Below are 25470 nucleotides of genomic sequence, written 5' to 3' on the forward strand. Positions count from 1 at the left end.
GACTCGGCGCGCTGGTTTAGGCGGGTGGCGCGGTTGTGGCGGCGTTCGGTGTAGATCACGTTGGACCCCGTAACAATAAAAAAAAAAATCATGGCGGTTTGTCGGTGCAGCAGTTCGGTGGTGGCATGGTGGGTGAGGGCATGTCAACCCAAGGGTGCCCGACCAGGACCGCGACGGTGAGCGAATAGTCACCGGAAGTGACGGATCCGCGTGGTACACCACTGACCATTACGGCACATTTCATCGGATTCGTTAGCGAGGAACACGAACTGTGAATTTAGACGAATTCGTCTTAGGGGCCGCCGGCCACGGGGCATGCGTCGGTGTGCACACCGCGACTGCATCGGCTTTGGCACCTCCGGACGGTGTCGAACTCCGAACAGTCGACGGATCGCACGTCAAAACGCTCGATGCGCTCTTCAACACCTTCGCCGAAGTGTGGCACTTCCCGCCGTGGTTCGGGCGCAACGCGGCTGCATTCGATGACTTTATGCGCGACTTGGACAACATGATCAATACAGCTGAGGGTAAGCCACCGGCTCCCGGGTACCTTACTGACATCACCGATGCGCACTTGCTGCTGGTTGAACAACCCGACATTTTTCCTTGGTTTGCCAAGTCAATACCGTTCTATCGGGATTACTACCGTGACGAAGCTGATCCGCCAGCGGCATTCGGCCTATTGCTTTCCGCCCCCACCAATCACGTCAATGAAGTTCGCAAACGCTGGCTAACCGCCGGCATCCCGGTCGTGACAGTTTCGGTTTGAACTCGACACGCCGAGCTCTCCAGCTCGATACCGGTGAAGAAAGGTCTCGGGAAGCACTAACGGTACGTCCTGACGATTCGGTTGCTGTGTTCAAGGGCTACCTTACCCAATTCTTGCCTTACCTCGGCAAATGAAGGAATAAGCAATGAATACATCTTCGGTTTCTGAGATACTCGACTTCGAGGTGCACCTGCTCATGACAATGAAGATACGAATGGTCAACAAAAATGCGAAGCTGCTGGAAAACAAGCTAGCCGAACATGGGCTTTCCGTAGCGGACGCACAACGCATACATGAGCGGGTATCCGAAGCTCTTGGCGACGAAGGCTCTCGTTTCGAAAGCATGAAGCAGCTGCTGGGCCTGGGAGGCCTGTCCTCGAAATCACTGGGATACAACAGCGTAGTGTGGCCTGGATTTGACTTCACCGCGACCGCCAGTGAAGAAGGAATGCTTGAGTCGGCGCGGTACTGGCACACGAGGAGCGATTCATCCCGGGTCGATTCGCCAACCGAGTTGCTCCCGTGGAGCATGGACATCGATGAGTTCACGAAACAGTTTGGTCCCTTGACGGATGGCCTCAAGTGAACCCTGTTCGACAAACTTCTCCCCTCTCACGAAGAGTACGAATTTCCCTGGAATGGAGAGCGCCACGGTGCGGCATTCAGCTGGGGGCTGTTTATGTTTGCGTCGGGGTACTGGCCCGAAGATTGATAAAGGAAATTGTTGACTTTCAGAGTTACCTTAACTAAATACTAACAGTACGTCCTGACGGTTTTAGTCGAGGATTGAAACTGCGAGCTCGAATAGCCGTGTTTCGCGGCACCGCAGATCCTCCACCACCGAAAAGTGATTCCGACCTGGGATGACGTATGGCGGACGGGTCAACTGCCGCCACGCGGCCGCCTGGTTGATGCTCTGGCGATGAAACTCGCCGGTTTCGTCGCCGCCAACCGCCAGTAAGAACGGTGCAGTCACCATCGGTCGTTGCACAGCGATGCTCCAGAGCCGCGCGCTTTCCATCGTCAATTTGATGTCCGCACTCATACTGGTGTGGACGATGGGCGTGAGATCATAAATTCCTGATATTGCGAGCGCGCCTCGGAAGGGATCCGACGGCAGCCCGTGGTACGCCCAATCCGTCGTCAATGCCGTAGCGACGAGGTAAGCACCTGCAGAATGCCCGCAAATAACAAAGTTCGCTCGTTCCGCGTCACCCAGAATCCGCCATAAAAAAACGACCGCTCGTCGGCAACTGCACGAAATGTCTTCGATGCTCACTTGAGGGCATAGCGGATAATTGAGCACCGCAACAGAGAATCCACTGGCGACAAGCGCATCAGCGACCCAGGAGAATTCGTTCTTGGAGAAGGACCGCCAATATCCGCCGTGCAGGAACATAAAGACGCCACGTGGACACGGCGCTCTAAAGAGGTCCATCATCTCACGTGGGTGTCGCCCGTATTTAAACTCTCGCGCATGGGGCAGAGCGGCGCGAGTCAGATCCGCCCACCGGGCCCACCGAGCATAATGCTCGGCGGCGTCAGGAATCTGAATCGTCGGATTGTATTGCTGCTCCCAATAGTATTTTGGGATTGGTTGCGACGCCAAAGATCAACCCGGTAATGCTGGAAGTTCTACATTGCAGTTCGAAGGTGCCACAGCTCCGGAAAGAGCACGACATCGAGTTTCTTGCGAAGGTATGCGACGCCTGAAGTGCCTCCTGTTCCCTTTTTGCGGCCAATAATGCGCTCGGCTGTGGTCAGATGACGAAAGGACCATTGCCGCATTGCATCTTCGATATCAACCAGCGTTTCTCCGAGATCGAATAGATCTCCGTATTGGTTCGGGTTCTGGTTGATGGTTAACCACGCTGCCTCAACTGATGTGTCGCAGCAGGTTGGTAATTTCTGATCGCGCGATAAGACCGATGGAGAAATGGTAAAGCCTCTTTGCGCCAGCAGATCGATAACTCCAGCATACAACGAAGGTGCTACGTAGGCGTCTGCGACTTCGTGATGTATCGCCCTGCCGTCTTGATATTGTTCCATTATTTTCGGGTCCTTGTTTCCAAGGCGATACTGGATAGCGCAAAATAGGTACGAATGCATGCCTGAGGCCGTACCGAGTGATTTTCGAATCGCCGAGAACTCGATTGGTCTTATCGTTGAGATAAGATCCCAGGAATATACGAGCTGTTGAATGATCAGCTTTACTCGAGTCAGCTTTCGAGAGGCCTCTTGCAACATGTCGGCACAGATTGCCGTGGTGGCTAGTTTGAGTTCATGGAGAAGCAATTTCATCCACAGCTCCGCGGTTTGATGTTGGACGATAAATAGCATCTCAGTGGGATCATCAGAGATCAGTCGCTGAGCAGACAACAGCTTCTCGAGCTGCAAGTACTCTGCATACGACCGTTGTGTACCGAACGTCGATCGACCGTCGTCGTGGTCTGAAGCAGCGACGTATGAAGCCGGTGCGAAATCGCTTGCGCTCACCTCGGCTTCTTCGACCTGCTTTGAATTATTAGACCGCGAAGGGCTATTTGAACTGGTTTCGGCTGGGCAGCCAAGAGCCCGTTGAATTTCAATCTGGACATTACTATTTGATGAGATCGATTTCAGTTGCATGGACTCACCACCGTCGCATTCATCCTCGTGGGCTCGTGCCGTGTCGCGCAAACACGTTGTCGTTCAGGTGATCGATCAAGGCCCTTCGCCAACCGAAACGCGGCCCTCCCGAAATCCTGACGGCGGTGACGTCCACTGGAGAATCGATCACCCTTCGCTGCCGCGCGGCGACCCTGACCTTCGCCGGCCAAGGTTGATCCGTTCCGCACGTAGTCGCTTCGCAACGTGGCGGCGAGTTGAGGCGAAAACTCCCCGCGGAACTCGAATCGACAAACCGCTCCGGATCAGCCAGCCCATAACACGTGTCCTCGCGGCCACCGGCTTCTGCTGCTGCCATCCCGCCTGTGCACTCCTCTCGTTGACGGCGCCGCCCAGCGATCCGCCACACCCGACCGCAACATTCAAGAACCTGTCACAGCTGATCAAATATCGACGTGAAAAGCATGAGCGAAAAGGCGTAGATCTTGGCGCCGGATGCAGGCCGTCTAACCGAGGGAGTCGACAAGGATGGCGTTCGCGTTCATCGCCCCGCTACCACAACACCGACACCGAGTCGTCCGAACTTACCGAACCCGGCCACCCGGCCAATGCCGCCCCTTCGAGTGGCTCACCACCCCAGTTCCGCTCGCTCCACCTAGCCCCAAACCCGCCCACCGTGCCCTAGCCGGTGCCGATCTATGCCGGATCGAGGTGTGCCGTGGCTCGGTGCCCAGTGGGTCGCCATGCTCGAGAAGGCCAGCGAAATCATCCCCGCCGATCCCCTGCGGCCGGTGGCCTGGACCCGGCACCGTTTTTCCGCGGCCCGCGGGAATACCCGCACCAGCGCCTCTAGAACCGAGGCGGGCAGGATGGTTGTCATACCGCGCCAAAGCTACTGCTGGGCAGCCGTTTTGGTCGATAGCCGACGATGCCGCGGAATCAACATGGGCACCGCGCGTCGGTAGCTCTGGTACCGGTCACCCAACGCCGCCGTCAGGTCGCCCTCTTCCATCTGCAGCGCGATCAGGATGTAGCCCGTGGTAGCGATCGAGAAAAGCAGATGGCCCGCTGTCATGGTGGGCGCCGCCCAGAAGGCGATGATGAAACCGAGCATGAGTGGGTGACGGACCACCCGGTAGAGCAGCCGGGCGCGGAAGCCGACCTCGGTGTATGGCTTTGCGCGCCAAGCCAAATACACCTGCCGAAGGCCAACCAGGTCGAAGTGGTTGATCATGAACGTCGACGCGAAAACGATCCCCCACCCGAGCCAGAACACTGCCCACAACGCCACCCGGGCGGCCGGCTGCCGCACGTCCCAGATGACCGCGGGCATCGTTCGCCACTGCCAGTAGAGCAACAGCAGCACGGCACTCGACAGCAACACGTAGGTGCTGCGCTCAATCGGCTGCGGCACGAATCGCGTCCACCACCGCTTGAACGCCGGCCGTGCCATCACGCTGTGCTGGACGGCGAATACACCCAGCAGCACCACATTGACCGCGACGGCCTGGCCGATCGATGCGGTGATCGCGTGGTCGACGGTGCGTGGCATTACGAAGTTGCCGACGAAACCGATCGCATACAAGAAAGCCACCACAAATAGCAGGTAGCTGGCGGCGCCGTAGCCGATGATCAGGGATCGCTTCATGGGTTAAGTGTCCGCGGCACAGGCGGTTTCGCCTATAGGTCTATTGCCTCAAGTTCGTTGAGGGGGCCCTAGTCATTATTGACTAGGCCATTCCGCAGCGCATACATGCTGGCTCCGATGCGGTTGGTCACCCCGATCTTGGCGTAGGTCCGCTCCACGTGGTTGCGGGCGGTTTTTTCGCTGATCACCAGGGCCGCGGCGATCTCTTTGTTCGACGCGCCACGGGCGACCAGGCAGAGCACTTCGACCTCCCGGGGCGTGAGCCCGTGCGGGCGCAGACTCGACCGGTCGGCACGGTGTCCCGCGGCGTGCAGCACTGCCTCGACGGCGACGGCGTCGAGCTCGCCGGCTTGCACCTGTCGCCGCAGCCGCCGGGTTGCCGACTCCGGTGTCAGCTGTTCCCGATATGGCCTTGGCTCACAAGCGCATTGGTAGCTGACCGCTGCTGCCAGAACGCGGTCCGGCAGGCTCAGCGCTGATTCGGCCAGCCCACGCGGGTATCCCGAGCCGTCGATGCGTTCGTGGTGATTGCCGGCGACCTCGGCCAATTTCCGGAGCCCGGGAACCTGGTTGAGGATCCGCACCGTGAAGTACGGATGCAACCGGACTCGCTCGAACTCCGTCGCGCTCAGCGGACCCTGTTTGGACCAGATCTGATTGGAAACTCCGATGCGGCCCAGATCGTGAACGTGGCCCGCACGCCGGGTCAGCACCGCCGCGTCCGCATCGAGCCCGGCGGCAATTGCGGCGTCACCCGCCAGCCGGGCCACCGTTCGCGAATGTCCCAGCGTGAATGGGCATTTCAAGTCGACGAAGTCGCCCAGTGCGACGAGCAGCGCGTCCAGGGACTGGTCGTCCAGCGGCTGCTGGTGATCTGGCGAGGCTCGCAGGGCCGCCGCCCACGCATCACCGGTGGGCGGGCCGGCCAGGATCGCGTCTGCATGGTCGACAAACGTGTCGACCACCTCGGGATCGAATTGCCCGCCCCGCCTGCGGCGAGCCATGGCGACGGCACCCTCGACACCGTAGGCGCGGTGGTGAACCTCCACCATGTCGGCGAGCTGGGCGACGCGCATCTGGATCGGGATGGCGTCGCCGCAGACACCCGTGGGCAAACCTCCGCCGTCGTAGCGTTCGAACGTGAACGCTACCGCGGCTTGCACGGTGGGATCCAGGCCGATTCGATCCGCCAGCAGAGCCGCAGATGTGCAATGCGAGTGGATCAACTGGGATATGTGGCCGCGCGCGTTGATGAAGAGGGTCGCCATGGTGCTGAGCCGGTGCACCAGCGGCTGACCGCGGCCCACGTTGCCGGTCAGGAAACGCAGATACGGCAACCCCGACCAGTCGACCAGATAGGAGTCGTGGCGGACGGCGATGTCGTCGCCGAACCACCGTGCGTACTCATGCGAGTCGGCGTGGCACCCGATCCACATGATCAGGGTCGCGTAGTAGGTGGAATCCCGCTGCTGCCTGCTGAGCCCGAGTCGATCGGCCAGTCTGGTCGCAATCAGCGCGGACCGCAGCATGTGTTCGGCCGGCTGGCCCAAGCCGAGATCGATCGCGACCGACAACGCCGCCAGCAGCTCCGCACGGGTCGGCAGTTCCGCATCCGACTGTCTCGGACGTTCTGGTTGCGACGCCCGCGATGTCATGGACTCATTGTGCACTGGTCACCGGATCGGGACGGTGCCGTTGACCGCATCATGGCGTCCCGGGTCGAACGTTTCGAAATGCCCTGAGCCCACGACGAACAGACCCCGCTGCGGGGGCCGGAAACCGGCGAGCCGCAGCTGACGCCGCAGCGGTCCCACCGGTCCGAGGTCCACGCCGCGCAAGACGGCGCGCGACTGTGCCACCGCCCAAACCCGCGCGGGGGCAATCATGAACCGCTGGCCGTTCGGCGCGGTCCCGGCGAGCCGGACCTGCCCGGCCCGCAGCAGCGCCCCCGCAGCCTGGCCCAGCACACTCAGAGCCGCACGGTTGGTCCACACTCCGGCCGGCAGTCGCTCCCCGACGGTGCTCATCAGCCGCGTCGCCACGGTGGTGCCGATGTCGATATGCCACTCGAGCAATCCCGGAATCACGACGGCCAGTGACCACGGCGTGACCCACGCGACGTCGATCTCGCACTGGACCGCGTCATTGCGGGTCACCGAGCTGAAGTAGCGGGCGCAGCTCTGGGGACCCGGCGTCGTCGCATAAAACGTCCACCTGCCTTGCGGATCGCGGTGCCACACCGACCGGTAGCCGGGTGAAAACGACGTCACCGGAAAGTGCCGCAAGGCAAGGTAGTGCCCGCTGGTGAACGGGAGGCCCATCACACCGAACCCGACGAATCGTTCGTCGTCGCCGGCAGGCAGGACCGGGTCGTGCAGGACGGCCGCGGCGGCGTCCAAGGGGGTGAGCGATGTGTTCATACCTGGATAGTCCGCGCCGCGGCCGCGCCCGCGCATGAGGCGGGTGCCTCAATTCGGCCAGGGCCGCAGGCAGCCGCGGTTCCGCCGCAGCGGATACCCGATCACCCCGGGCTCGGCGAGGGCGAACGCCCCAGCTGCCGGTCCAGAGCACGCATCACGGCGGGCCGGATCAACCCGATGAACGGGCCGGTTGCCCTCCAGTAACGCTGGAACCGGCGCCGGCTGGCCTCGTCGGTCGACACCACCCTGGTCTCCAGGGTGAGGATGCACGCCTGGGCGCCAAAGGGAGTCACCCGGGTGGTCTCGGCAAGTTTGGCGAAGCCGGGCTCGGCAAAACCGGCGAAACTGTCCGCGGTCACCGGCCGTTCGGGCTCACCGCCGAGGGGCTGCCACGGCTTGGTGACGGTTCCGAGAACCAGCTCGGTGCCGGGCCACTCACCCAGCAGGATCCATCCGCGCGCTGGAAGGTCCCGCACCCGAAACGTCGGCGGTTCCGCCGCCACGGACTCGCCGCGGCGCCGGGCACGGGCATCGGCGAGCCGCGCGGGCAGGCCGCGGGCCGCGATCAGCAGATGCACCAGCGGGAGCCGGTACAAGTCCAGGTTCGTGGCGGCCTCGAACACCTTCTCGGGAGGGGCTCGGAGCACCTGGGAGACGGAGACGACGTGGTCGAACGTGGGCAGAAATTCGTCCAGAAGTAGGGGCTCCGCCATGTCGTCCTCCTCGGTGAGCGGCTGGGTCACACAACGGCCCAGCCGCGCGGCGTCGAGTCACATCTCTGCCGAGTGTCCGGCGCCTCCTGAGTCCGCTGTCTCGCTCGCGGAGGCTGCCAGCCACTGGCCGATCGCTAACCTCCGGATTCGCAGATGACTGGTCCGAATTATTTCTCAGTGAACCCCACTATTCGTAACACGATCGGGGCAAGTTGCGGGTGAACCTGTTGCCCACCGCCGTTCGAACGCAACCCGCTGTCCCGGATCGAGTTTCACTGCTGCGGATTAGCGATTCAACAGCGCCATGATCTGCGGCAGTGCTTCGCGAGCGGCAGCGCGCCCGCCTCACGGGCCACATCCAACCTGACATTCACCGCGATCAGGGCCTGGCCAGTACCCGCGGGCCGATGTGGTGGGCGAGTTCGAGAGCGAGTTCGACGGCGAGCCGGCGCTCGCCGGGATGGTGGCCGAGCAGTTCGGTCGCGCGCGCGACCCGCTGCAGAACCGTATTGCGGTGAGTATGCAGACGAATGCCGGCGCGCGGCGCGTTCTCGGCTTCGTCGAGGAACACCCGCAAGGTCTCACGCAACCGAGCCGCACCGGGGGTGTCCGCCGCGAGCGGGCCCAGCGTGGTGGCGACGAATTCGGCTGCCTGGTCCTGGTTTTGGGCAGCCAACGCGGTGACTTCGAGATCACGGTGGAACGCGATGCGCTCGCCACCGGGGTGGCCGCTGAGCAACCGCTGGATGACCAACGCGGCGGCGTGCGACCGGCGAAAGCCGGTGATTCCGGGTTGGGTGGGGCCCACCGCGACGGCAACTGCCCAAGAACTTCGACGTCGACACCCACTTCAGCCCGCGCTACAACCCGTGGGATCAGCGGCTGTGCATGGTGCCGGACGGCGACCTGTTCAAGGCGATCTCGGCCGGGCAGGCTTCGGTGGTCACCGACCGGATCGACCGGTTCACCGAGACCGGCATCCTGCTGGAATCGGGTCAGGAGTTGGCCGCAGACATCATCGTCACCGCGACCGGCCTCAACATGCTGCCGTTCGGGAAGGTGCACCTCGACGTCGACGGTCAACCGGTGAACCTGCCCGACACCACGGTCTACAAATCGATGATGCTCAGCGGGGTGCCCAACCTCGTGTTCGCACTCGGCTACACCAACATCTCCTGGACGCTGAAGGTGGACCTGGTCTGCGAGCACTTCTGCCGACTGCTCGACCACATGGACGCGCACGGCTACCACACCGTCGAACCGGTGCTGCGCGATCCTGACATGCAGCGGGTGCCGCTGCTGGACATGAGTTCGGGTTACGTCCAACGTGCGATCGCGAACTTCCCGCGCGGCGGCACCAGCGGTCCCTGGACGGTCCAGATGGCCTACGAGAAGGATGTCGAGCGGCTGCGCCGGGGTCCGGTGACCGATCCGGCCCTCGAGTTCTCCGTCCACCAGGCCGCCCGGCTTGCTTCGTGATCGGGCAGCACGACATGAAGAACCTCACCTTCCCCAGCCACGGCATCAGCTGTGCTGCCTGGCATATTCCGGCCCGCTCGCACACGATGACAGGCCCGGCCGGCCGGCCCGCCATCGTCATGGCGCACGGTTTCGCCGGCACCCGCGACACCGGCCTGCTCGACTACGCCGAGGCATTCGCCGACGCCGGCATCGACGCGCTGGTGTTCGACTATCGCGGCTTCGGTGACTCGGAAGGCACTCCCCGCCAACATGTTTCGTTCCGGCGGCAACGCCAGGACTACCACGCGGCGATCGCGGCCGCCCGGCAGCTGCCCGGCGTGGACCCGGCCAGGATCGCGGTGTGGGGCACGTCGTATTCCGGGGGCCACGTCGTCGCGGTCGCCGCGCAGGACCCCCGCATCGCCGCAGCGGTGTCGATGACCCCGGCCACCGACGGACTGGCCGCCCTGGTGCAGCTCGTCCGTTACGCCGGCCCGGCTCAACTGGCGCGCACCGCCGCGCACGGCTTGCGTGACGGCACCCGTGCCCTCACCAACCGTGCGCCGCACCGGATTCCGGTGGTGGCCCGACCCGGATCGGTCGCGATCATCAGCACCCCCGGCGCCACGGAGGCATACACCTCGATGGCCGGACCGACCTGGCGAAACGAGGTGTGTGCGCGTACAGCGCTGGAGATCGGATTCAACCGGGCCACCGGTTTCGCGCGGCGGCTGCGGTCACCGATCCTGGTGCAGCTGGGTACCAACGACCGGGTCGCACCCGCCGCCGCGGCCCGGCGCACCGCCAAGAAAGCCGGACCGCTGGCACAACTGCGCGAGTACCCGGTCGATCACTTCGACGTCTACGAAGGTCGTTGGCAGCGGCGGGCGCTGGCCGACCAGCTGGGCTTCCTGAAAAGCGCGCTGGCCGGCTAGCGCTTCTTCACCGATTTCGGCGGCTTGGGGCCGCGACCTTGGCGGCGCGCGGCTTCGCGCCGTTCCCGCCGGCTGGCGCCGGCCGGCACCCCGGCCGGCGTCTTCTGCGCGCCGCCCCCGTTGCGCTGCACCTGCGCCGAGCCGTCCTCGGACGGGCCGGAATACGTCAGCGCGGGTGATTCATCCTCAATACCCTTGGCGCGCAACTTACTTGGAGCCTCCTCGGGCACCGCTGCGCCACTGCCACGCTGCTGGGCGGCAGCCGCCGCCGCGGTGGCGAACTCCGCCAGGTCTTCTGGTTGTTCGATCGGTGCGACCTCGACCTGCGGCGCCGGGACCGCCTCCACCGTGACGTTGAACAGGAACCCGACCGATTCCTCTTTCATGCCTTCGAGCATGGCCATGAACATGTCGTAGCCCTCGCGCTGGTACTCCACCAACGGGTCGCGCTGGGCCATCGCCCGCAGCCCGATGCCCTCCTTGAGGTAGTCCATCTCGTAGAGGTGCTCGCGCCACTTGCGGTCGATCACGTTGAGCAGCACGTTGCGCTCCAGTTGGCGCATCGCGCCCTCACCGGCAAGTTCCTCGAGCTCGGCTTCCCTTGCGGCGTAAGCACGTTCGGCATCGGCCAGCAGCGCTTCGAGCAACTCCTCGCGGGTGAGGTCGTCACGCTCGGAGTCGGCGTCATGGTGGGTCAGCGACTCGTGATCGATCCCCACCGGGTACAGCGTCTTGAGTGCCGTCCACAGCGCATCCAAGTCCCAATCCTCGGCGTAGCCTTCGGCGGTGGCGCCGTTGACGTAGGCGGTGATCACGTCGCGGACCATATCCGTCGCCTGCTCTTTGAGGTTCTCGCCTTCGAGGATCCGGCGCCGCTCGGCGTAGACCACCTTGCGCTGCTGGTTCATCACCTCGTCGTACTTGAGGACGTTCTTTCTGATCTCGAAGTTCTGTTGCTCGACCTGGGTCTGGGCGCTCTTGATGGCCCGGGTGACCATTTTGGCCTCGATCGGCACGTCGTCGGGCAGGTTGAGCCTCGTCAACAAGGCTTCCAGGGCCGCGCCGTTGAACCGGCGCATCAGCTCGTCGCCCAGCGACAGGTAGAAGCGTGACTCGCCCGGGTCGCCCTGCCGCCCGGAACGACCGCGCAACTGGTTGTCGATGCGTCGCGACTCGTGGCGTTCGGTACCCAGCACATACAGACCGCCGGCCTCGATCACTTCGGCGGCTTCCTTGCCGGCCTCCTTCTTGACCTTGGGCAATTCCTCGTGCCAGGCGGCCTCGTACTCGTCGGGGGTCTCCACCGGGTCCAGGCCGCGCTCGCGCAGCCGCTGGTCGGTGAGAAAGTCGACGTTGCCGCCCAGCACGATGTCGGTGCCACGGCCGGCCATGTTGGTGGCGACGGTGATGCCGCCGCGGCGGCCCGCGACGGCGACGATGCCCGCCTCCTGTTCGTGGTACTTGGCGTTGAGGACGTTGTGCGGGATGCGTCGCTTGGTGAATTGCCGCGACAGGTACTCCGAGCGCTCCACGCTGGTGGTGCCGATCAACACCGGTTGGCCCTTCTCGTACCGCTCCGCGACGTCGTCGACCACCGCGACGTACTTGGCTTCCTCGGTCTTGTAGATGAGGTCGGAGCAGTCGGTGCGGATCATCGGCTTGTTGGTCGGGATGCTGGCCACGCCGAGCTTGTAGATCTCGTGCAGCTCGGCCGCCTCGGTCTGGGCGGTGCCGGTCATGCCGGCGAGCTTGTCGTAGAGCCGGAAGTAGTTCTGCAGCGTGATGGTGGCCAGCGTCTGGTTCTCGGCCTTGATCTCGACGTGTTCCTTGGCCTCGATGGCCTGGTGCATGCCCTCGTTGTAGCGGCGTCCGTAGAGCACGCGGCCGGTGAACTCGTCGACGATGAGCACCTCGCCGTCGCGCACGATGTAGTCCTTGTCGCGGTTGAACAGCTCCTTAGCCTTCAGCGCATTGTTGAGATAGCTGACCAGCGGCGAGTTGGCGGCCTCGTAGAGGTTGTCGATGCCGAGCTGGTCTTCGACGAACTCCACGCCCTTCTCGTGCACACCGACAGTGCGTTTGCGCAGGTCGACTTCGTAGTGAACGTCCTTTTCCATCAGCGGCGCCAGCCGGGCGAACTCGACGTACCAGTTGGAGGCGCCGTCGGCGGGACCGGAGATGATCAGCGGGGTGCGGGCCTCGTCGATCAGGATCGAGTCGACCTCGTCGACGATGGCGAAGTTATGCCCGCGCTGCACCAGGTCGTCGAGCGAGTGCGCCATGTTGTCACGCAGGTAGTCGAAGCCGAACTCGTTGTTGGTGCCGTAGGTGATGTCGGCGTTGTAGGCCACCCGACGCTGGTCGGGGGTCATCTGGGCGAGGATGACGCCGACGTCGAGGCCCAGGAAACGGTGCACCCGACCCATCCACTCGCTGTCGCGTTTGGCCAGGTAGTCGTTGACGGTCACGATGTGCACGCCCTTGCCCGCCAGCGCGTTGAGGTAGGCGGGCAGCACACAGGTCAGGGTCTTACCCTCACCGGTCTTCATCTCCGCGACGTACCCCATGTGCAGGGCGGCCGCACCCATCACCTGGACGTCGAACGGTCGCTGGTCGAGCACCCGCCAAGCTGCCTCGCGCGCGACGGCGAACGCTTCAGGTAGCAGGTCGTCGAGGGTTTCCGGGTTTTTCTCGTCGGCCAGGCGCCGCTTGAACTCGTCGGTCTTGGCTCTCAGCTCGGCGTCGGTGAGCTTTTCGACGTCGTCCGACAACGTGTTGACGTAGTCGGCCACCTTCCTGAGGCGCTTGACCATGCGACCTTCACCAAGGCGCAGCAACTTCGACAGCACAGCTATATCCCTTATGGGTAGGAGTCTTCTTCGATCAGGCGACTCCCATCGTAGGTGACGCCGTGGTATTAGCCGCCGATCCTCGAGCCAGCCTGATCAAGCCAGCCGGATCAAGCCATAGTCGTAGGCGTGCCGGCGGTAGACGACGGTGGGCCGCTCGGTCTCCTTGTCGAAGAACAAGAAGAAGTCGTGTCCGACAAGCTCCATCTCGTAGAGCGCGTCGTCCACCGACATCGGCTTGGCCGGGTGTTCCTTGACGCGGACGATGCGTCCCGGTTCGTGGTCAAGTTCGGCGCCGTCATGCTCGTGTGGCTCGGCCGGCTCCGCGTCGAAGGCCCTTTCCGGTGGCGGGGCCGCCGCGGTGGCCTCGGCCAGCGACACGGGCGTCTTGTCGCCGTAGTGGACTTTGCGGCGGTCTTTGCTGCGGCGCAGCCGGTTTTCCAGCTTGCCGACGGCGGACTCGAGGGCGGCATAGAAGCTGTCGGCGCAGGCCTCGCCGCGGACGACGGGTCCCCGACCGCGAGCGGTGACCTCCACTCGCTGACAGGATTTGCGTTGGCGACGGTTGCGTTCATGGTCGAGTTCGACGTCGAACAGGTAGATGGTCCGGTCGAAACGTTCCAAACGAGCGAGCTTCTGCGAAACGTAGATGCGGAAGTGGTCGGGAATCTCGACATTGCGGCCTTTGAACACAATCTCGGCGGTCGCTTGCGGTTCCGCCTGTTCATCGGTTTCGGCCGGCGGCTGATCCACAATCTGGTCGGAATCCACGGTGAGCCTTGACATTCGTGACAACTCGTTTCTCTTTTCACGTCGCACGCGCCCTGCGTGCCGGGCCTTCGGTTACGCGCCGACGGGGGTTGGAGCGGATTTCGTGAAGTCACCGCCGCATGCTGCCCGCCGGAGCAAGGTGCCGATTACTCACCTCCTACCGCGGTTAGTGCTTGGACCTGTCTTGGACCTGGGAAACCTGGGTATCGCGACCGTAAGCCTTGCCGGTAAGTCTGAATCTGATCTCGACGTTAGCCTGTGTTCACCCCGCGGTGCCAGCGAATCGGCCAGCCTTTTGCCGAGTTCTTATGCCGGACGTTTCGGGGGGGATAGGAGACCGGCTAAAGCTCGTCATGCCGCCGCGATTGCCAACACAGCGGCCACCCGGACCCCGGCGGCCTGCAGGGCCTGGACCGACTCCCGCGCCGTCGCCCCGGTGGTGACGACATCGTCGACGATCACGACTTCGGCGCACAGGCGCCGGCCGCGCAGCAGCACTCGGCCGGCGATGTTGCGCTCGCGCGCCGACGTGCCCAAACCGACCGAGTCGCGGACCAGCCCTTTGAGTCGTAACGCCCGGACGACCGTGATCCCGGGATGGCCGGCCACCGCCGCGGCGGCGATGCGGGTCACCGGGTCGCCCCCGCGCCGACGCGCCGCCGAACTACGAGTGGGCGCGGGCACCAGGGTCAGCGGGGCATCGACAACCCCCCAGGACAGCAGGCGGTGGATACCGACGGCCAGTGCCCGCGCCAGCGGTACGACAAGGTCGCGGCGACCGTGTTCCTTCATGGCCAGGATCGCTTGACGACGGGCGCCGGCGTAGCGCCCGAGCGCGAACACCGGGACCCGGGGGTCCACCCGCGGGTTCACGACGTGCGGTTGATCGGCCGCCACACCGAGCTCCGCGGAGCAGCCGGGGCACCACCGGGTCGCCGGGGCACCGCAGCCGCCGCACTGCAGCGGCAGGACTAGGTCGAGCACGTTGTCAGTGTGGCGTCGGGGACCGACAACCCGTGCCGAGTGGAGACCTACCTGTAACCAAAACCTGACCGACATGCCAAGGCGCGCTGTCACATTCAGCCGTCGACGCGGCCATACCATCGACCAGCGACAACGACTGATTACCGATGCGAAAGGTGTCCGGCGAGAACGATGCGGGCGGCAATACGGTCTCTTCTGGCGGCAATACGGTCTCTTCTGGTGGTCATCAGCATCACCGTGACGGTATTCGCCGGGCGAACCGGCGTAACGCTGATGGCGGTGAACAGCGCCAGCGGCAACGTCGGCATCACTGCCATCTTGCCGATGCGCGGCGCGGTGGTGGGGGTGGCGCATCCGGTGGTGATCACGTTCGGCTACCCCGTCGCCGATCGGCAGGCGGTGCAGCGCGCGATCGACGTCAGATCGGCGCCCGCCCGTACCGGCACGTTCGAGTGGCTGGACGACAACGTTGTGCAATGGGTTCCCGACCGATTCTGGCCGGCGCACAGCACCGTGGCGCTCTCGGTGGGCGGGTTGCGCACGAACTTCGAAACGGGTCCGGCGGTCGTCGGCGTTGCCGACATCGCGAAGCACACCTTCACCGTGAGCATCGACGGAGTCCCGGCTGCAACGGGGGCGCCGCCACTACCAACGCCGCACCACCGGCCGCACTGGGGAGAAGAAGGTGTGCTGCCGGCCTCGATGGGCAGGCCCGAGTTCGAGACGCCCGTCGGCACCTACCACGTGATCTCCAAAGATCGCACGGTGATTATGGATTCGAGCTCGGTCGGCATCCCCGTCGACGACCCCGACGGTTACCGGCTCCCGGTGGACTACGCCGTCCGGATCACCAGCCGCGGCCTCTATGTGCATTCGGCCCCGTGGGCGATCCGGTCAATGGGGGTTGAGAATGTGAGCCATGGCTGCATCAGCCTGAGCCCCACCGACGCCGAGTGGTACTTCAACACGGTCAACGTCGGCGACCCCGTCATCGTCCAGGAAGGGGTTGCGGCAGACGAAAAGGAAGTAGACCCGGTGATGCCGTGATCCGGGGCCGGTGCGGGCAGCCGCCGACGTTACTGCGCAGCCGGCCCTGGTGCGGGGCCCGCCGCGCAAGCCGGAAGCGGTGTCGACGACCCAGCCAGCACAGCGGTGATGGGCGCCTGGGGTAGCGCCGCTGCCGCCGGCGCCGGCGGGCCGGGCAGCACCACCGGTCCGGGTGCCGGCGCAGCCGGATCCGTCGGCGCACCCTTACCCGTGCCGGCCGCCTTCACGATCGGAGCGGCACCCGGGGCAGCGTCGGCTGGTGCGGCGGCCACGCCGGCCGGCACCACCGGCACCACGGGCGCAGCCGGCACCACCGGCACCACGGGCGCGGCCGGCGCAGCCGGCACCACGGGCGCGGCCGGCACCACCGGCACCACGGGCGCGGCCGGCACCACCGGCACCACGGGCGCCAGAGGCACAGCGCCTGCTACTGGCGGACCGGGCAGCACCACCGGCGCTGCTGCCATGGGCGGTGCGGAACCAAGCGCGCCAAGTTGCTCCAGGCACGTCGGACCGCCGGTCGGCAATGGAGCGGCCGGCGCACCAGCACTGAACGTAAGCGCGGCGCCACACAACCCCGCGCCGGCAGCTACCGCAACGCAGCATCGATCCACAAGCCGCAACGCCAACTCCGTTCATTCCTGCCCAAGCCGCCCGCGAAAACGGCGGCAATGAGGAACCGTATCGGTGCGCCGAATCCTTGCCTAGATCAAGACGTATTGGTTGCCGAACCGATACGGCGCACCAGCCGCGTCGTGATCCAGAATTGCCCAAACAGTGACTTGGGGAACGCTTTTCACGTCCGTCGCCGCGCCGAGCACAAGCACGCTCGGCCACCCGCGATCCCGCGGTGAGTCGCCGGTGCGCGGTATCGGGATGCCGTTTCGGCAAATTCGGCAGATCTGGAACGACCTGGAACGACCTGGAACGACCGAGCCACTCTGCCGCCGGTCAGTCCGAGCCCCGCAGCAACGAGGGCCAGGTGAAGCTGAGCGCCCCCTGGCTCAATCGGGTGATCAGATCCTCGAGATGACGCAGCGGCAACTCCATGCGCCACTCCGGCAGCAGCGCGGACAGGTGCAGCGAGTCCGGGCCAAGGTCGACGTCGGTCAGCAGCAGCCCATGCGGCAGCGCGGGCAGCGGCACCTGGTACGCGGGGACCCGGATCGGCAGGGGCCACCGGCGGTGCCCGGTGATCACGGCGCGCGGGCGCAGCCACAACGTCGTGCCCACCACGTCGGCGTCCACTTCCACCCCGCCCCAACCGGGCCGGCGTGCCCAGCGCAGCCGGGCGGTCCCGTCCCCGCGGAGTTCACTGCGCAGCTGCGGTGCCACCTGCCGCAGCACATCGTCGAAGATGTCCGCCGACAGCACCGACGACAACCGGGCCGGAGCCGCGACCACCAGCGGGGGCACGCCCGGACGGATGTGCACGTTGCGCAGGACGGCGACCGCGGTTTGGAGGTGGTGCTGATCCCACCTGATGTCGCGTGCGGCGACGCGGACCTCGCCGAGCTGACCGACGGGCAACCCCTGCGGGTCGAGCTCGGCGTCCAGCTCGGTCACGGTCAGCACCACATCGTCGCCGCCGATGCGCACCGTGACTTCCTTGTCGACGAGCAGCTGCTGCAGCGTCATGAACAAGGTGCGGTATGGCATGGCAACCGCTTGGGCGGCTCCCGCGCTCACCGACGGCAACCCGGTCGACGACCACAACGAGGCCAGCATGTCGAGGGCGCGGAACGGATCGTCCCAACGCAGGAAAGGAACTCTGGGCGACATCGACAAGCGCCTCCTCACTGCGAGGGTAGCCGGTGAGATCAGCCCAGCCCAGCGCTCATCCCGGCAATACCGGCGCCGCCCCCGCCACCATCAGGCCCGCAACTTCCGCCCAGCCCTGCTGACCGTCGGCGGCCGACGCCGAATACATCAGCACCCCTTGCGGAGCGGCAACGTACACCGTCGAGGGATTGGCGGCGATGGCGAACAGCGGTATCTGCAAACCCCTGGCCGGGGCGTCGGAGTTGACCCCGTCGAGGTTCACATACGAAACCGGGTGCGTCGCATCATTGCGGGTCACCACGATGTCGTCGCCGGTTCGCCAGGACAGCGACACCACCGAGGTACCCAGCCCGAAACCCAGCCGCCGCGGATAGGTCAGGGCGAACTGACCAGCCTGGGTCTGCTCGACACCGGCGAGGATCACCTGCCCGTCGATCACCATCGCGGCCCGCGTTCCGTCGCGCGAGAGCTGCAGGTCGGTGATCGCGCCCGGAAAGCGACTGGACACCGCGGTGGAGTCCACCGGTATCCGCGCCGGTTGTCCCGACGCGGTTTCCTGGATCGCCCGCAGCACGATGTTGGTGTCGACGACCACCCACACCGCGTCGTCCAGCGACCAGCTGGGCCGCGAAAGATTGTGGCCGTCGGCCGACTGGACCGCCTCGCCGCCGAGGTCACCGATCCACAAGGAGGCCGCCACATCGGGGGCGCCACGCCGCAGCGTCACCACCGACGCCACCTGCCGGCCACTGCGGGACAGTGCTGCCCCGGTCTGGTCGCCCATCCGCCCGAAGGCACCGGGCACGGTAATGATCCGCTGTCCATCCAGCGCCACCAGTGAACCGCCCACCAGGGCGTGCAGGCCCGCGCCGGCGCCATCGGCCACCCCCGGGTCGGTGGCGGCGACGTCGGAGGTGTTCCATCCCTCCGCGAACCTGTCGTCGAGCGGGGCGCCGTCGGCGTTGATCACGTACGGCCCTCTGATGTCGGCTCTGGCCAACGTCCAAATGATCTGGGCGGCAAGCAATTGCCTGCTGTGCGGATCGGTGGTGGACAGCTTCTCCAGGTCGATGCGCGCCCCGCCGTACCCCTTGCCGATGCCGCTCTTGCCGCCGTCGGCACGGGTTACCGGACCGCGCAGCCGCAGCGGCGGAGCCAGCAGGTTGCGCACCGTGTGGGCCATCTCCGGACGCGGCCCCGACAGCAGCTTGGACACCAACTCGGTGGCCAGCTGGTCGTGATCGGACACCGCGACGTAGCGCGGATCGGGAACCACGGTCTTGCCGGTCGGGTCGGCGAAGTACAAGGTGTTGCGCTTGTAGGTCGCCTGGAACTGCTGCCAGTCCAGGAAAACCCCGTTGGGCAGCCGGTCGATGCGCCAGCCACCGGACGTCTTGACCAATTCGATCGGGCCTGGATCCGGCAGCTGACCCTCGGCCGTCTCGAAGACCCCGATGTCGGAGAGCGAACCCAGGATATCTGCCCGCATGGTCGCCGAAACCCGTTCTGCGCCACGGGTTTCGACGAATACCACGTGGTCGATCAGCAAGGCGCTGCCGGCATCGTCCCAGGCGTTGGATGCCGACTGGGTAAGGAACTGACGTGCTGCCAGATGCCGGTTGGCCGGGTCGGCGGTGGCCTTGAGGAATTCGCGCAGCAGCACGTCTGGATCCATGCCCGGGGTCGGCTTGGGCAGGTTCGACGGCGCCGGACGCTCGACGGTGCCGATGGCTTGCGGCGCCGACGAACTGGGCACACTCGCGCAGCCGCCGAGCAGCGCGGCCACGAACAACAGGGCCGTGCTGGCCCGGATCGCCCGGATCCGCTGCATCAGCCGCTCCACTCCGCGGGTTCGCGCTGGTGCTGACGATCTTTCTGTTCTGGCGCGTTCGGCTGTGGGACGGGTTGCGGGATCGGCTTCATGGGCAACGGGCTGGTGGTCACCTTGTGCCCGCGCACCAGCGGAAGCGTCAGCCGGAAGCAGGAGCCCTGGCCGGGTTCCCCCCAGGCTTCCAGCCGGCCTTGGTGCAGTCGCGCGTCCTCGATGCTGATCGCCAGACCCAGCCCGGTGCCGCCGGAGCGCCGCACCCGCGAGGGATCGGCGCGCCAGAATCGGCTGAACACCAGTTTCTCCTCACCGGGCCGCAGCCCCACCCCGTAGTCGCGCACCGTGACCGCCACCGTGTCCTCGTCGGCGGCCATCCGGATCCGCACCGGCTTGTGCTCGGCGTGGTCGATGGCGTTGGCGATCAGATTGCGCAGTATCCGTTCTACCCGGCGGGCGTCGACCTCGGCGATCACTTCATGGGCCGGCAACTCCACGAGCAACTCGATACCGGTCTCCTCGGCCAGGTGCCCCACATTGCCCAGAGCACTCTTGACGGTGGTGCGCAGATCGACTGCCTCCACCGACAGCTCCGCCACCCCCGCGTCGTGCCGGGAGATCTCCAGCAGGTCGTTGAGCAGTGACTCGAACCGGTCCAACTCGCTGACCATCAGCTCCGTGGAGCGCCGCAGCGTCGGGTCCAGGTCGGCGCTGTGGTCGTAGATCAAGTCGGCCGCCATGCGCACCGTGGTCAGCGGGGTGCGCAGTTCGTGGCTGACGTCGGAGGTGAAGCGGCGCTGCAGGTTGCCGAACTCCTCGAGTTGGGTGATCTGTCGGGACAGACTCTCGGCCATGTCATTGAACGACACCGCCAATCGCGCCATGTCGTCTTCGCCGCGCACCGGCATGCGCTCGGACAGATGCCCCTCGGCGAACCGTTCGGCGATCCGCGAAGCCGAACGGACCGGCACCACGACTTGGCGCGACACCAGCAGCGCGATGCCGGACAGCAGAACCAGCAGCACCAGGCTGCCCGTTGCCATGGTGCCGCGCACCAGCGCGATGGTGGCCTGCTCGTTGGCCAGCGGGAAGATCAGGTACAGCTCCAGGTTGGCCACCCGCGACGACGTCGGCGTACCGACGATGAGCGCCGGCCCGGAGAAGCCGTCGGTGTGCACGGTGGCGTACTGATACGCGGCCTGGCCGGCCTTGACGAAGCCCCGCAACGCGGCGGGCACCTGGTCGACGGGCCCGGCCGTGGAGGCGGCGCGCGGCCCGTCACCCGGGACCATCAGCACCGCATCGAACGCACCGGCCTGGCTGGTACCGGAGGCGGGATCGGTTTTCGAGGTCAGGGTGTTGCGCGCGAGCTGCAGGCTGCTGTCCAGCGAGCGGGTCTCTTCGCCGTTGACGATGCCGCTGACGGTGTTTCGCGCCCGCTCGGTCTGGTCGATCGCGGCCTTGAGCTTGATGTCGAGCACCCGGTTGGTGACCTGGCTGGTCAGCACGAAGCCAAGCGCCAGGATCACGGCCAGCGAGAGTCCGAGCGTCAGCGCGACGACGCGCAGTTGCAACGATCGGCGCCACGCCACCGCGACGGCTCGACTCAGCGCACTCAAGCCGCGAGCCATCGGGCCGGAGCGCCCCCAACGACCACGCGTACGTCGCCGAGAGCCCCAAATCACTGGCGCCGCACTCCCCTGTCAGCGGACGGCGGTCCCCCCGGGGCGTCGCGGTCGTCCCCGGGGATCACGGGGGTCCGGCCTTGTATCCCACTCCTCGAACGGTCAACACCACTGTCGGGTTCTCCGGGTCTTTCTCGACCTTAGCCCGCAGACGCTGGACATGCACGTTCACCAGCCGGGTGTCGGCCGGGTGACGATATCCCCACACCTGTTCGAGCAGCACATCACGAGTAAACACCTGGCGGGGTTTGCGTGCCAATGCGACCAGCAGGTCGAATTCCAGCGGCGTCAGCGAGATCTGCTCGCCGTTGCGGGTGACCTTGTGCGCCGGCACGTCGATGTCGACGTCGGCGATCGACAACATCTCGGCCGGCTCGTCGTCGTTGCGGCGCAGCCGGGCCCGCACCCGTGCGACCAGCTCCTTGGGCTTGAACGGCTTCATGATGTAGTCGTCGGCGCCCGACTCGAGACCAAGCACCACGTCGACGGTGTCGGTCTTGGCGGTCAGCATCACGATCGGAACGCCGGAGTCCGAACGGAGCACACGACATACGTCTATGCCGTTCATGCCGGGCAGCATCAGGTCGAGCAGCACCAGATCGGGGCGCAGCTCGCGCACCGCGGTCAGGGCCTGGGTGCCGTCACCGATGACCGCGGTGTCGAAGCCCTCCCCACGCAGCACGATGGTCAGCATCTCTGCCAGCGAAGCGTCATCATCGACGACGAGAATCCTTTGCCTCATGGTGTCCATGGTGGCACTAGAACCGGACAAAACTGCGATTCCACCCGGGCGTTTCGTCTTTGATATGGGCAAATAGTCTCAAAATCGATCATTTGAGGCCATCAGGGTCGCCGCCAGCCGGTCCGCGTCGACCTCGGAGTCGACCACCAACCATCGTCCGTTCCAGTCCGCGGCGGCCAATTGCGCATACACCGCGCCGGTGCGCTGTTGCAGCTTGTCGTCACGCTCGTAGCTGTCGCGCGCTCGCACGGGGTCGGCTTCGGCCCGGCTGCGGGCCCGCTGTGCGGCAAGATCGGTGGACACCGCCAGCAGCACCTGCCAGTCGGGTGCGGGCAGCTCCAGCCGCTGGTACTCGAGTTGCCGCACCCAGGCGACCGCCTGCCCGTGCGCGTCCTCGTGCAGCCGGGCCGCGCTATAGGCGGCGTTGGAGGCTACGTAGCGATCCAGGATCACCACGTCGTAGTTCCGCCGCAGCTCCGCGATCTCCGCCGCCGCGCCGGCGCGGTCGAGCGCGAACAGCGTCGCCATCGCGTACACCGACGAGGCGAGATCACCGTGCCCCCCGTGCAGGGCCTCCGCGGCGATGTCGGCGGTGACCGAGCGCCCGTAGCGCGGGAACGCCAGCGTGGCCACCGACTTCCCGACCGCCTGGAACGCCGCGCGCAGGCCCTCGGTCAGCGTCCGTTTGCCGGCACCATCAACGCCTTCGATCGCGATCAGCACGGCGCGAGCCTAGTCCCTGCCTCGAGCGTGACGCGGCAGTCACACTCGGCGCCGAACGTGACTGTGGCGTCACGCTCGGCCGCCGACACCGCACTCAGTAGCGGTAGTGATCCGGCTTGAAGGGGCCCTCGACGTCGACGCCGAGGTACTCTGCCTGCTCCTTGGTGAGCTTGGTCAGGTGACCACCGAGCGCCTCGACGTGGATGCGGGCCACCTTTTCGTCGAGGTGCTTGGGCAGTCGGTACACCTCGTTGTCGTATTCGTCGTTCTTGGTCCACAGCTCGATCTGGGCGATCACCTGGTTGGCGAAGCTGTTGCTCATCACGAACGACGGATGCCCGGTGGCGTTGCCCAGGTTCAGCAGTCGGCCCTCGGACAGCACGATGATCGAGCGGCCCGTGTCGGGGAAGGTCCACAGGTCGACCTGCGGCTTGACGTTGACCCGGGTCGCCCCGGAGCGCTCCAGACCGGCCATGTCGATCTCGTTGTCGAAGTGGCCGATGTTGCCCAGGATCGAGTGGTCTTTCATCTGCCTGATGTGCTCGAGCATGATGATGTCTTTGTTGCCGGTGGCGGTGACGACGATGTCGGCGTCGGCGATGGCGTCCTCGACGGTGACGACGTCGAAGCCCTCCATCATCGCCTGCAGCGCATTGATCGGGTCGATCTCGGTGACCTGGACCCGCGCGCCCTGGCCCTTCATCGCCTCGGCACAGCCCTTACCGACGTCGCCGTAGCCGCAGATCAGGACCTTCTTGCCGCCGATCAGCGCGTCGGTGCCGCGGTTGATGCCGTCAATGAGCGAGTGCCGGGTGCCGTACTTGTTGTCGAACTTGGACTTGGTCACCGAGTCGTTGACGTTGATCGCCGGGAAGGCCAGGTCGCCGGCGGCGGCGAATTGGTAGAGCCGCAGCACACCGGTGGTGGTCTCCTCGGTGACACCCTGGACCGACTCGGCGATCTTGGTCCACTTGCCCTTGTCGGTCTCGAACCGGTTCCGCAGCAGGTTCAGGAACACCTTCCACTCCGCCGAATCGTCTTCCTCGGCGGGCGGCACCACGCCGGCCTTCTCGTACTGCATGCCGCGCAGCACCAGCATGGTGGCATCGCCGCCGTCGTCGAGGATCATGTTGGCAGGCTTGTCCGGGTCCGGCCAGGTCAGCATCTGCTCGGCGGCCCACCAGTACTCCTCGAGCGTCTCGCCCTTCCACGCGAATACCGGGACACCCTTGGGCTCCTCGGGCGTGCCATGCGGGCCGACCACGACGGCGGCCGCCGCATGGTCCTGGGTCGAGAAGATGTTGCACGACGCCCACCGAACTTCGGCGCCGAGTGCGGTCAACGTCTCGATCAGCACCGCGGTCTGCACGGTCATGTGCAGCGAACCCGAGATGCGAGCGCCTTTGAGGGGCTGCACCTCGGCGTATTCGCGACGCAGAGACATCAGGCCGGGCATCTCGTGCTCGGCGATGCGCAGTTCCTTACGACCGAAATCCGCCAGCGACAGATCGGCAATCTTGAAGTCGATGCCGTTACGAACGTCGGGGGTCAGCGAAGTTTCGGTCGTCGTCATGGCGTGTTTGATCCTTACTGTGGGCCTGCGGGAAGCTGAGCGAGGCGACATAGCCTAGGTATGCTCTTCAGCCACTGTAGCCCCCGGCTCCCAGCCTCGCAGGTCAGGGGATATTGATCACCCCGTGGCGTTCCGCGAACGGCGTCATCAACCTCGCCAGGTCCGCGGCAACGTCGTGGTCGGCCTCCGGCGGCATCGGCACATAGCTCAAGCACAGCCGCACGATCGCCCGCGAGAGCACACCGGCGTCGTCGTCACTGGTGGCCACCCAGGTCTGGGTGAAGGCCTTCGCCAGGCGGGCCGACGCACGGTTGATGATGGGCGCGCTGTCGGTGGTGATCAGCTGCAGCAAATCGGGCTTGGCGGCGCCGGTCAGCAACGAGATCACCAGGGGATCGGCCGCGGACTCGGCGAAGAAAGCGCGAAAACCCTGTAAGAACGACTCAAAGATGTTGCCCACGTTGGCATCCAGCGAGGCATGCACCCGGTCCACCAGGCGGTCGGTGAGGCGCAGCGCATAGCCCTGCGCCAGGCCCTGCCGAGAGCCGAACTCGTTGTAGATGGTCTGCCGGCTAACACCTGCGGCGCGAGCCACGTCAGACAGGGTGATCGCCGACCAGTCTCGAGTCAGCAACAGATCCCGCATCGCATCCAGCACCGAATCGCGCAACAGGGCCCGAGATGCCTCGGCGTAAGGAATCCGCTTCACAGGCGCGACAATATCTGTTTCCGCCAGCACCTTGGCCTCCATCACGATCGGGCCACCTCCACCATCACGAAGTCGGACTTCGCCGCCCCGCAATCCGGGCAACTCCAGTCCTCCGGGATGTCCTCCCAGCGAGTGCCGGGTGCGATGCCCTCGTCCGGCCAGCCGAGTGCCTCGTCGTACTCGAAGCCGCACTGGACGCACTGAAACAGCTTGTAGTCGCTCATGGT

General features: G+C 65.4%; 22 protein-coding genes and 3 pseudogenes. 6 read left to right on the forward strand and 19 right to left on the reverse strand.

What is annotated here, in order from left to right; all coding sequences use genetic code 11:
* Positions 1–142 precede the first annotated feature (142 nt).
* The 3 genes and pseudogenes from BST40_RS05780 to BST40_RS05790 form a co-directional block, all read left to right on the forward strand.
* Positions 143–256: pseudogene (locus BST40_RS05780) on the forward strand (ribonuclease domain-containing protein); the annotation flags it as partial.
* 15 nt (positions 257–271) lie between these two features.
* A complete protein-coding gene (locus BST40_RS05785) occupies positions 272–769 on the forward strand; it encodes a barstar family protein (protein WP_075547806.1) in 498 nt (165 codons plus the stop codon).
* 145 nt (positions 770–914) lie between these two features.
* Positions 915–1355, forward strand: coding sequence for a hypothetical protein (locus tag BST40_RS05790; protein ID WP_240316592.1), 441 nt, complete (start codon positions 915–917; stop codon positions 1353–1355).
* A gap of 189 nt (positions 1356–1544) precedes the next feature.
* On the opposite strand, the gene BST40_RS29290 is transcribed toward BST40_RS05790, so the two are convergent.
* The 7 genes and pseudogenes from BST40_RS29290 to BST40_RS05825 all read right to left on the reverse strand — a co-directional run.
* Positions 1545–2168: an alpha/beta hydrolase gene (locus tag BST40_RS29290; protein ID WP_158006356.1), complete on the reverse strand. Its 624-nt coding sequence runs from the start codon at positions 2166–2168 to the stop codon at positions 1545–1547.
* 236 nt (positions 2169–2404) lie between these two features.
* The gene (locus tag BST40_RS05800) at positions 2405–3397 is read right to left on the reverse strand and encodes a tryptophan 2,3-dioxygenase (RefSeq protein WP_083153805.1); all 993 of its coding nucleotides are present in this window, start codon (positions 3395–3397) and stop codon (positions 2405–2407) included.
* Between the two features lie 871 nt (positions 3398–4268).
* Positions 4269–5024 carry a methanethiol S-methyltransferase gene (mddA, locus tag BST40_RS05805; protein WP_075547803.1) on the reverse strand — a complete coding sequence of 252 codons (756 nt, stop codon included), beginning with the start codon at positions 5022–5024 and terminating at the stop codon, positions 4269–4271.
* Positions 5025–5092: 68 nt separating this feature from the next.
* On the reverse strand, positions 5093–6679 hold the full coding sequence (locus BST40_RS05810; RefSeq protein ID WP_075547802.1) for an HD domain-containing phosphohydrolase: 1587 nt from the start codon (positions 6677–6679) through the stop codon (positions 5093–5095).
* A gap of 18 nt (positions 6680–6697) precedes the next feature.
* The gene (locus BST40_RS05815) at positions 6698–7444 is read right to left on the reverse strand and encodes a hypothetical protein (protein WP_075547876.1); all 747 of its coding nucleotides are present in this window, start codon (positions 7442–7444) and stop codon (positions 6698–6700) included.
* Positions 7445–7545: 101 nt separating this feature from the next.
* The gene (locus BST40_RS05820) at positions 7546–8157 is read right to left on the reverse strand and encodes a hypothetical protein (protein WP_131808316.1); all 612 of its coding nucleotides are present in this window, start codon (positions 8155–8157) and stop codon (positions 7546–7548) included.
* Between the two features lie 379 nt (positions 8158–8536).
* Positions 8537–8977 (reverse strand): annotated as a pseudogene (locus BST40_RS05825) (PucR family transcriptional regulator); the annotation flags it as partial.
* Here BST40_RS05825 and BST40_RS05830 point away from each other — a divergent pair.
* Positions 8968–9636, forward strand: a pseudogene (locus BST40_RS05830) (NAD(P)/FAD-dependent oxidoreductase); the annotation flags it as partial. The pseudogenes BST40_RS05825 and BST40_RS05830 sit on opposite strands and share 10 nt — an antisense overlap.
* Positions 9637–9650: 14 nt before the next feature.
* Positions 9651–10553 (forward strand): alpha/beta hydrolase, encoded by a 903-nt coding sequence (locus BST40_RS05835; protein WP_075547875.1) that lies wholly within the window; start codon positions 9651–9653, stop codon positions 10551–10553.
* Here BST40_RS05835 and secA read toward each other — a convergent pair.
* The 3 genes from secA to BST40_RS05850 form a co-directional block, all read right to left on the reverse strand.
* Entirely contained in the window at positions 10550–13402 is a 2853-nt protein-coding gene (gene secA, locus BST40_RS05840; RefSeq protein ID WP_075547800.1) for a preprotein translocase subunit SecA, read from the reverse strand. The two genes, BST40_RS05835 and secA, sit on opposite strands and share 4 nt — an antisense overlap.
* 96 nt (positions 13403–13498) lie before the next feature.
* Complete coding sequence (hpf, locus tag BST40_RS05845) at positions 13499–14188, reverse strand: ribosome hibernation-promoting factor, HPF/YfiA family (protein ID WP_075547799.1); 690 nt, start codon at positions 14186–14188, stop codon at positions 13499–13501.
* Positions 14189–14524: 336 nt separating this feature from the next.
* The gene (locus BST40_RS05850) at positions 14525–15157 is read right to left on the reverse strand and encodes a ComF family protein (protein ID WP_075547798.1); all 633 of its coding nucleotides are present in this window, start codon (positions 15155–15157) and stop codon (positions 14525–14527) included.
* Between the two features lie 171 nt (positions 15158–15328).
* Between BST40_RS05850 and BST40_RS05855 the strand changes: the two genes are divergently transcribed.
* Positions 15329–16204, forward strand: a complete 876-nt coding sequence (locus BST40_RS05855) for a L,D-transpeptidase (protein WP_075547797.1) — start codon at positions 15329–15331, stop codon at positions 16202–16204.
* Between the two features lie 29 nt (positions 16205–16233).
* On the opposite strand, the gene BST40_RS29995 is transcribed toward BST40_RS05855, so the two are convergent.
* From BST40_RS29995 to BST40_RS05900, 9 genes are all read right to left on the reverse strand, one after another.
* Positions 16234–16623: a hypothetical protein gene (locus BST40_RS29995; RefSeq protein WP_158083993.1), complete on the reverse strand. Its 390-nt coding sequence runs from the start codon at positions 16621–16623 to the stop codon at positions 16234–16236.
* Positions 16624–17155: 532 nt separating this feature from the next.
* Positions 17156–17986: a hypothetical protein gene (locus BST40_RS05865; protein WP_075547795.1), complete on the reverse strand. Its 831-nt coding sequence runs from the start codon at positions 17984–17986 to the stop codon at positions 17156–17158.
* A 55-nt stretch (positions 17987–18041) separates the two neighbouring features.
* The gene (gene lpqB / locus BST40_RS05870) at positions 18042–19817 is read right to left on the reverse strand and encodes an MtrAB system accessory lipoprotein LpqB (protein ID WP_075547874.1); all 1776 of its coding nucleotides are present in this window, start codon (positions 19815–19817) and stop codon (positions 18042–18044) included.
* Positions 19817–21496, reverse strand: coding sequence for an MtrAB system histidine kinase MtrB (gene mtrB / locus BST40_RS05875; RefSeq protein ID WP_075547794.1), 1680 nt, complete (start codon positions 21494–21496; stop codon positions 19817–19819). Before mtrB ends, lpqB begins: the two co-directional genes overlap by 1 nt.
* A gap of 64 nt (positions 21497–21560) precedes the next feature.
* Positions 21561–22247, reverse strand: coding sequence for a two-component system response regulator MtrA (gene mtrA, locus BST40_RS05880; protein WP_036417860.1), 687 nt, complete (start codon positions 22245–22247; stop codon positions 21561–21563).
* A gap of 69 nt (positions 22248–22316) precedes the next feature.
* The gene (locus BST40_RS05885) at positions 22317–22961 is read right to left on the reverse strand and encodes a dTMP kinase (RefSeq protein WP_083153754.1); all 645 of its coding nucleotides are present in this window, start codon (positions 22959–22961) and stop codon (positions 22317–22319) included.
* A 94-nt stretch (positions 22962–23055) separates the two neighbouring features.
* Positions 23056–24534: an adenosylhomocysteinase gene (gene ahcY, locus BST40_RS05890; RefSeq protein ID WP_075547792.1), complete on the reverse strand. Its 1479-nt coding sequence runs from the start codon at positions 24532–24534 to the stop codon at positions 23056–23058.
* Between the two features lie 103 nt (positions 24535–24637).
* Positions 24638–25285, reverse strand: coding sequence for a TetR family transcriptional regulator AlkX (gene alkX, locus BST40_RS05895; RefSeq protein ID WP_075547791.1), 648 nt, complete (start codon positions 25283–25285; stop codon positions 24638–24640).
* Entirely contained in the window at positions 25285–25467 is a 183-nt protein-coding gene (locus BST40_RS05900; protein WP_023371557.1) for a rubredoxin, read from the reverse strand. The genes alkX and BST40_RS05900 overlap by 1 nt, the downstream gene beginning before the upstream one ends.
* Between the last annotated feature and the right edge of the window lie 3 nt (positions 25468–25470).

The sequence above is a fragment of the Mycobacterium persicum genome (genome assembly GCF_002086675.1).
Lineage (GTDB): Bacteria > Actinomycetota > Actinomycetes > Mycobacteriales > Mycobacteriaceae > Mycobacterium > Mycobacterium persicum.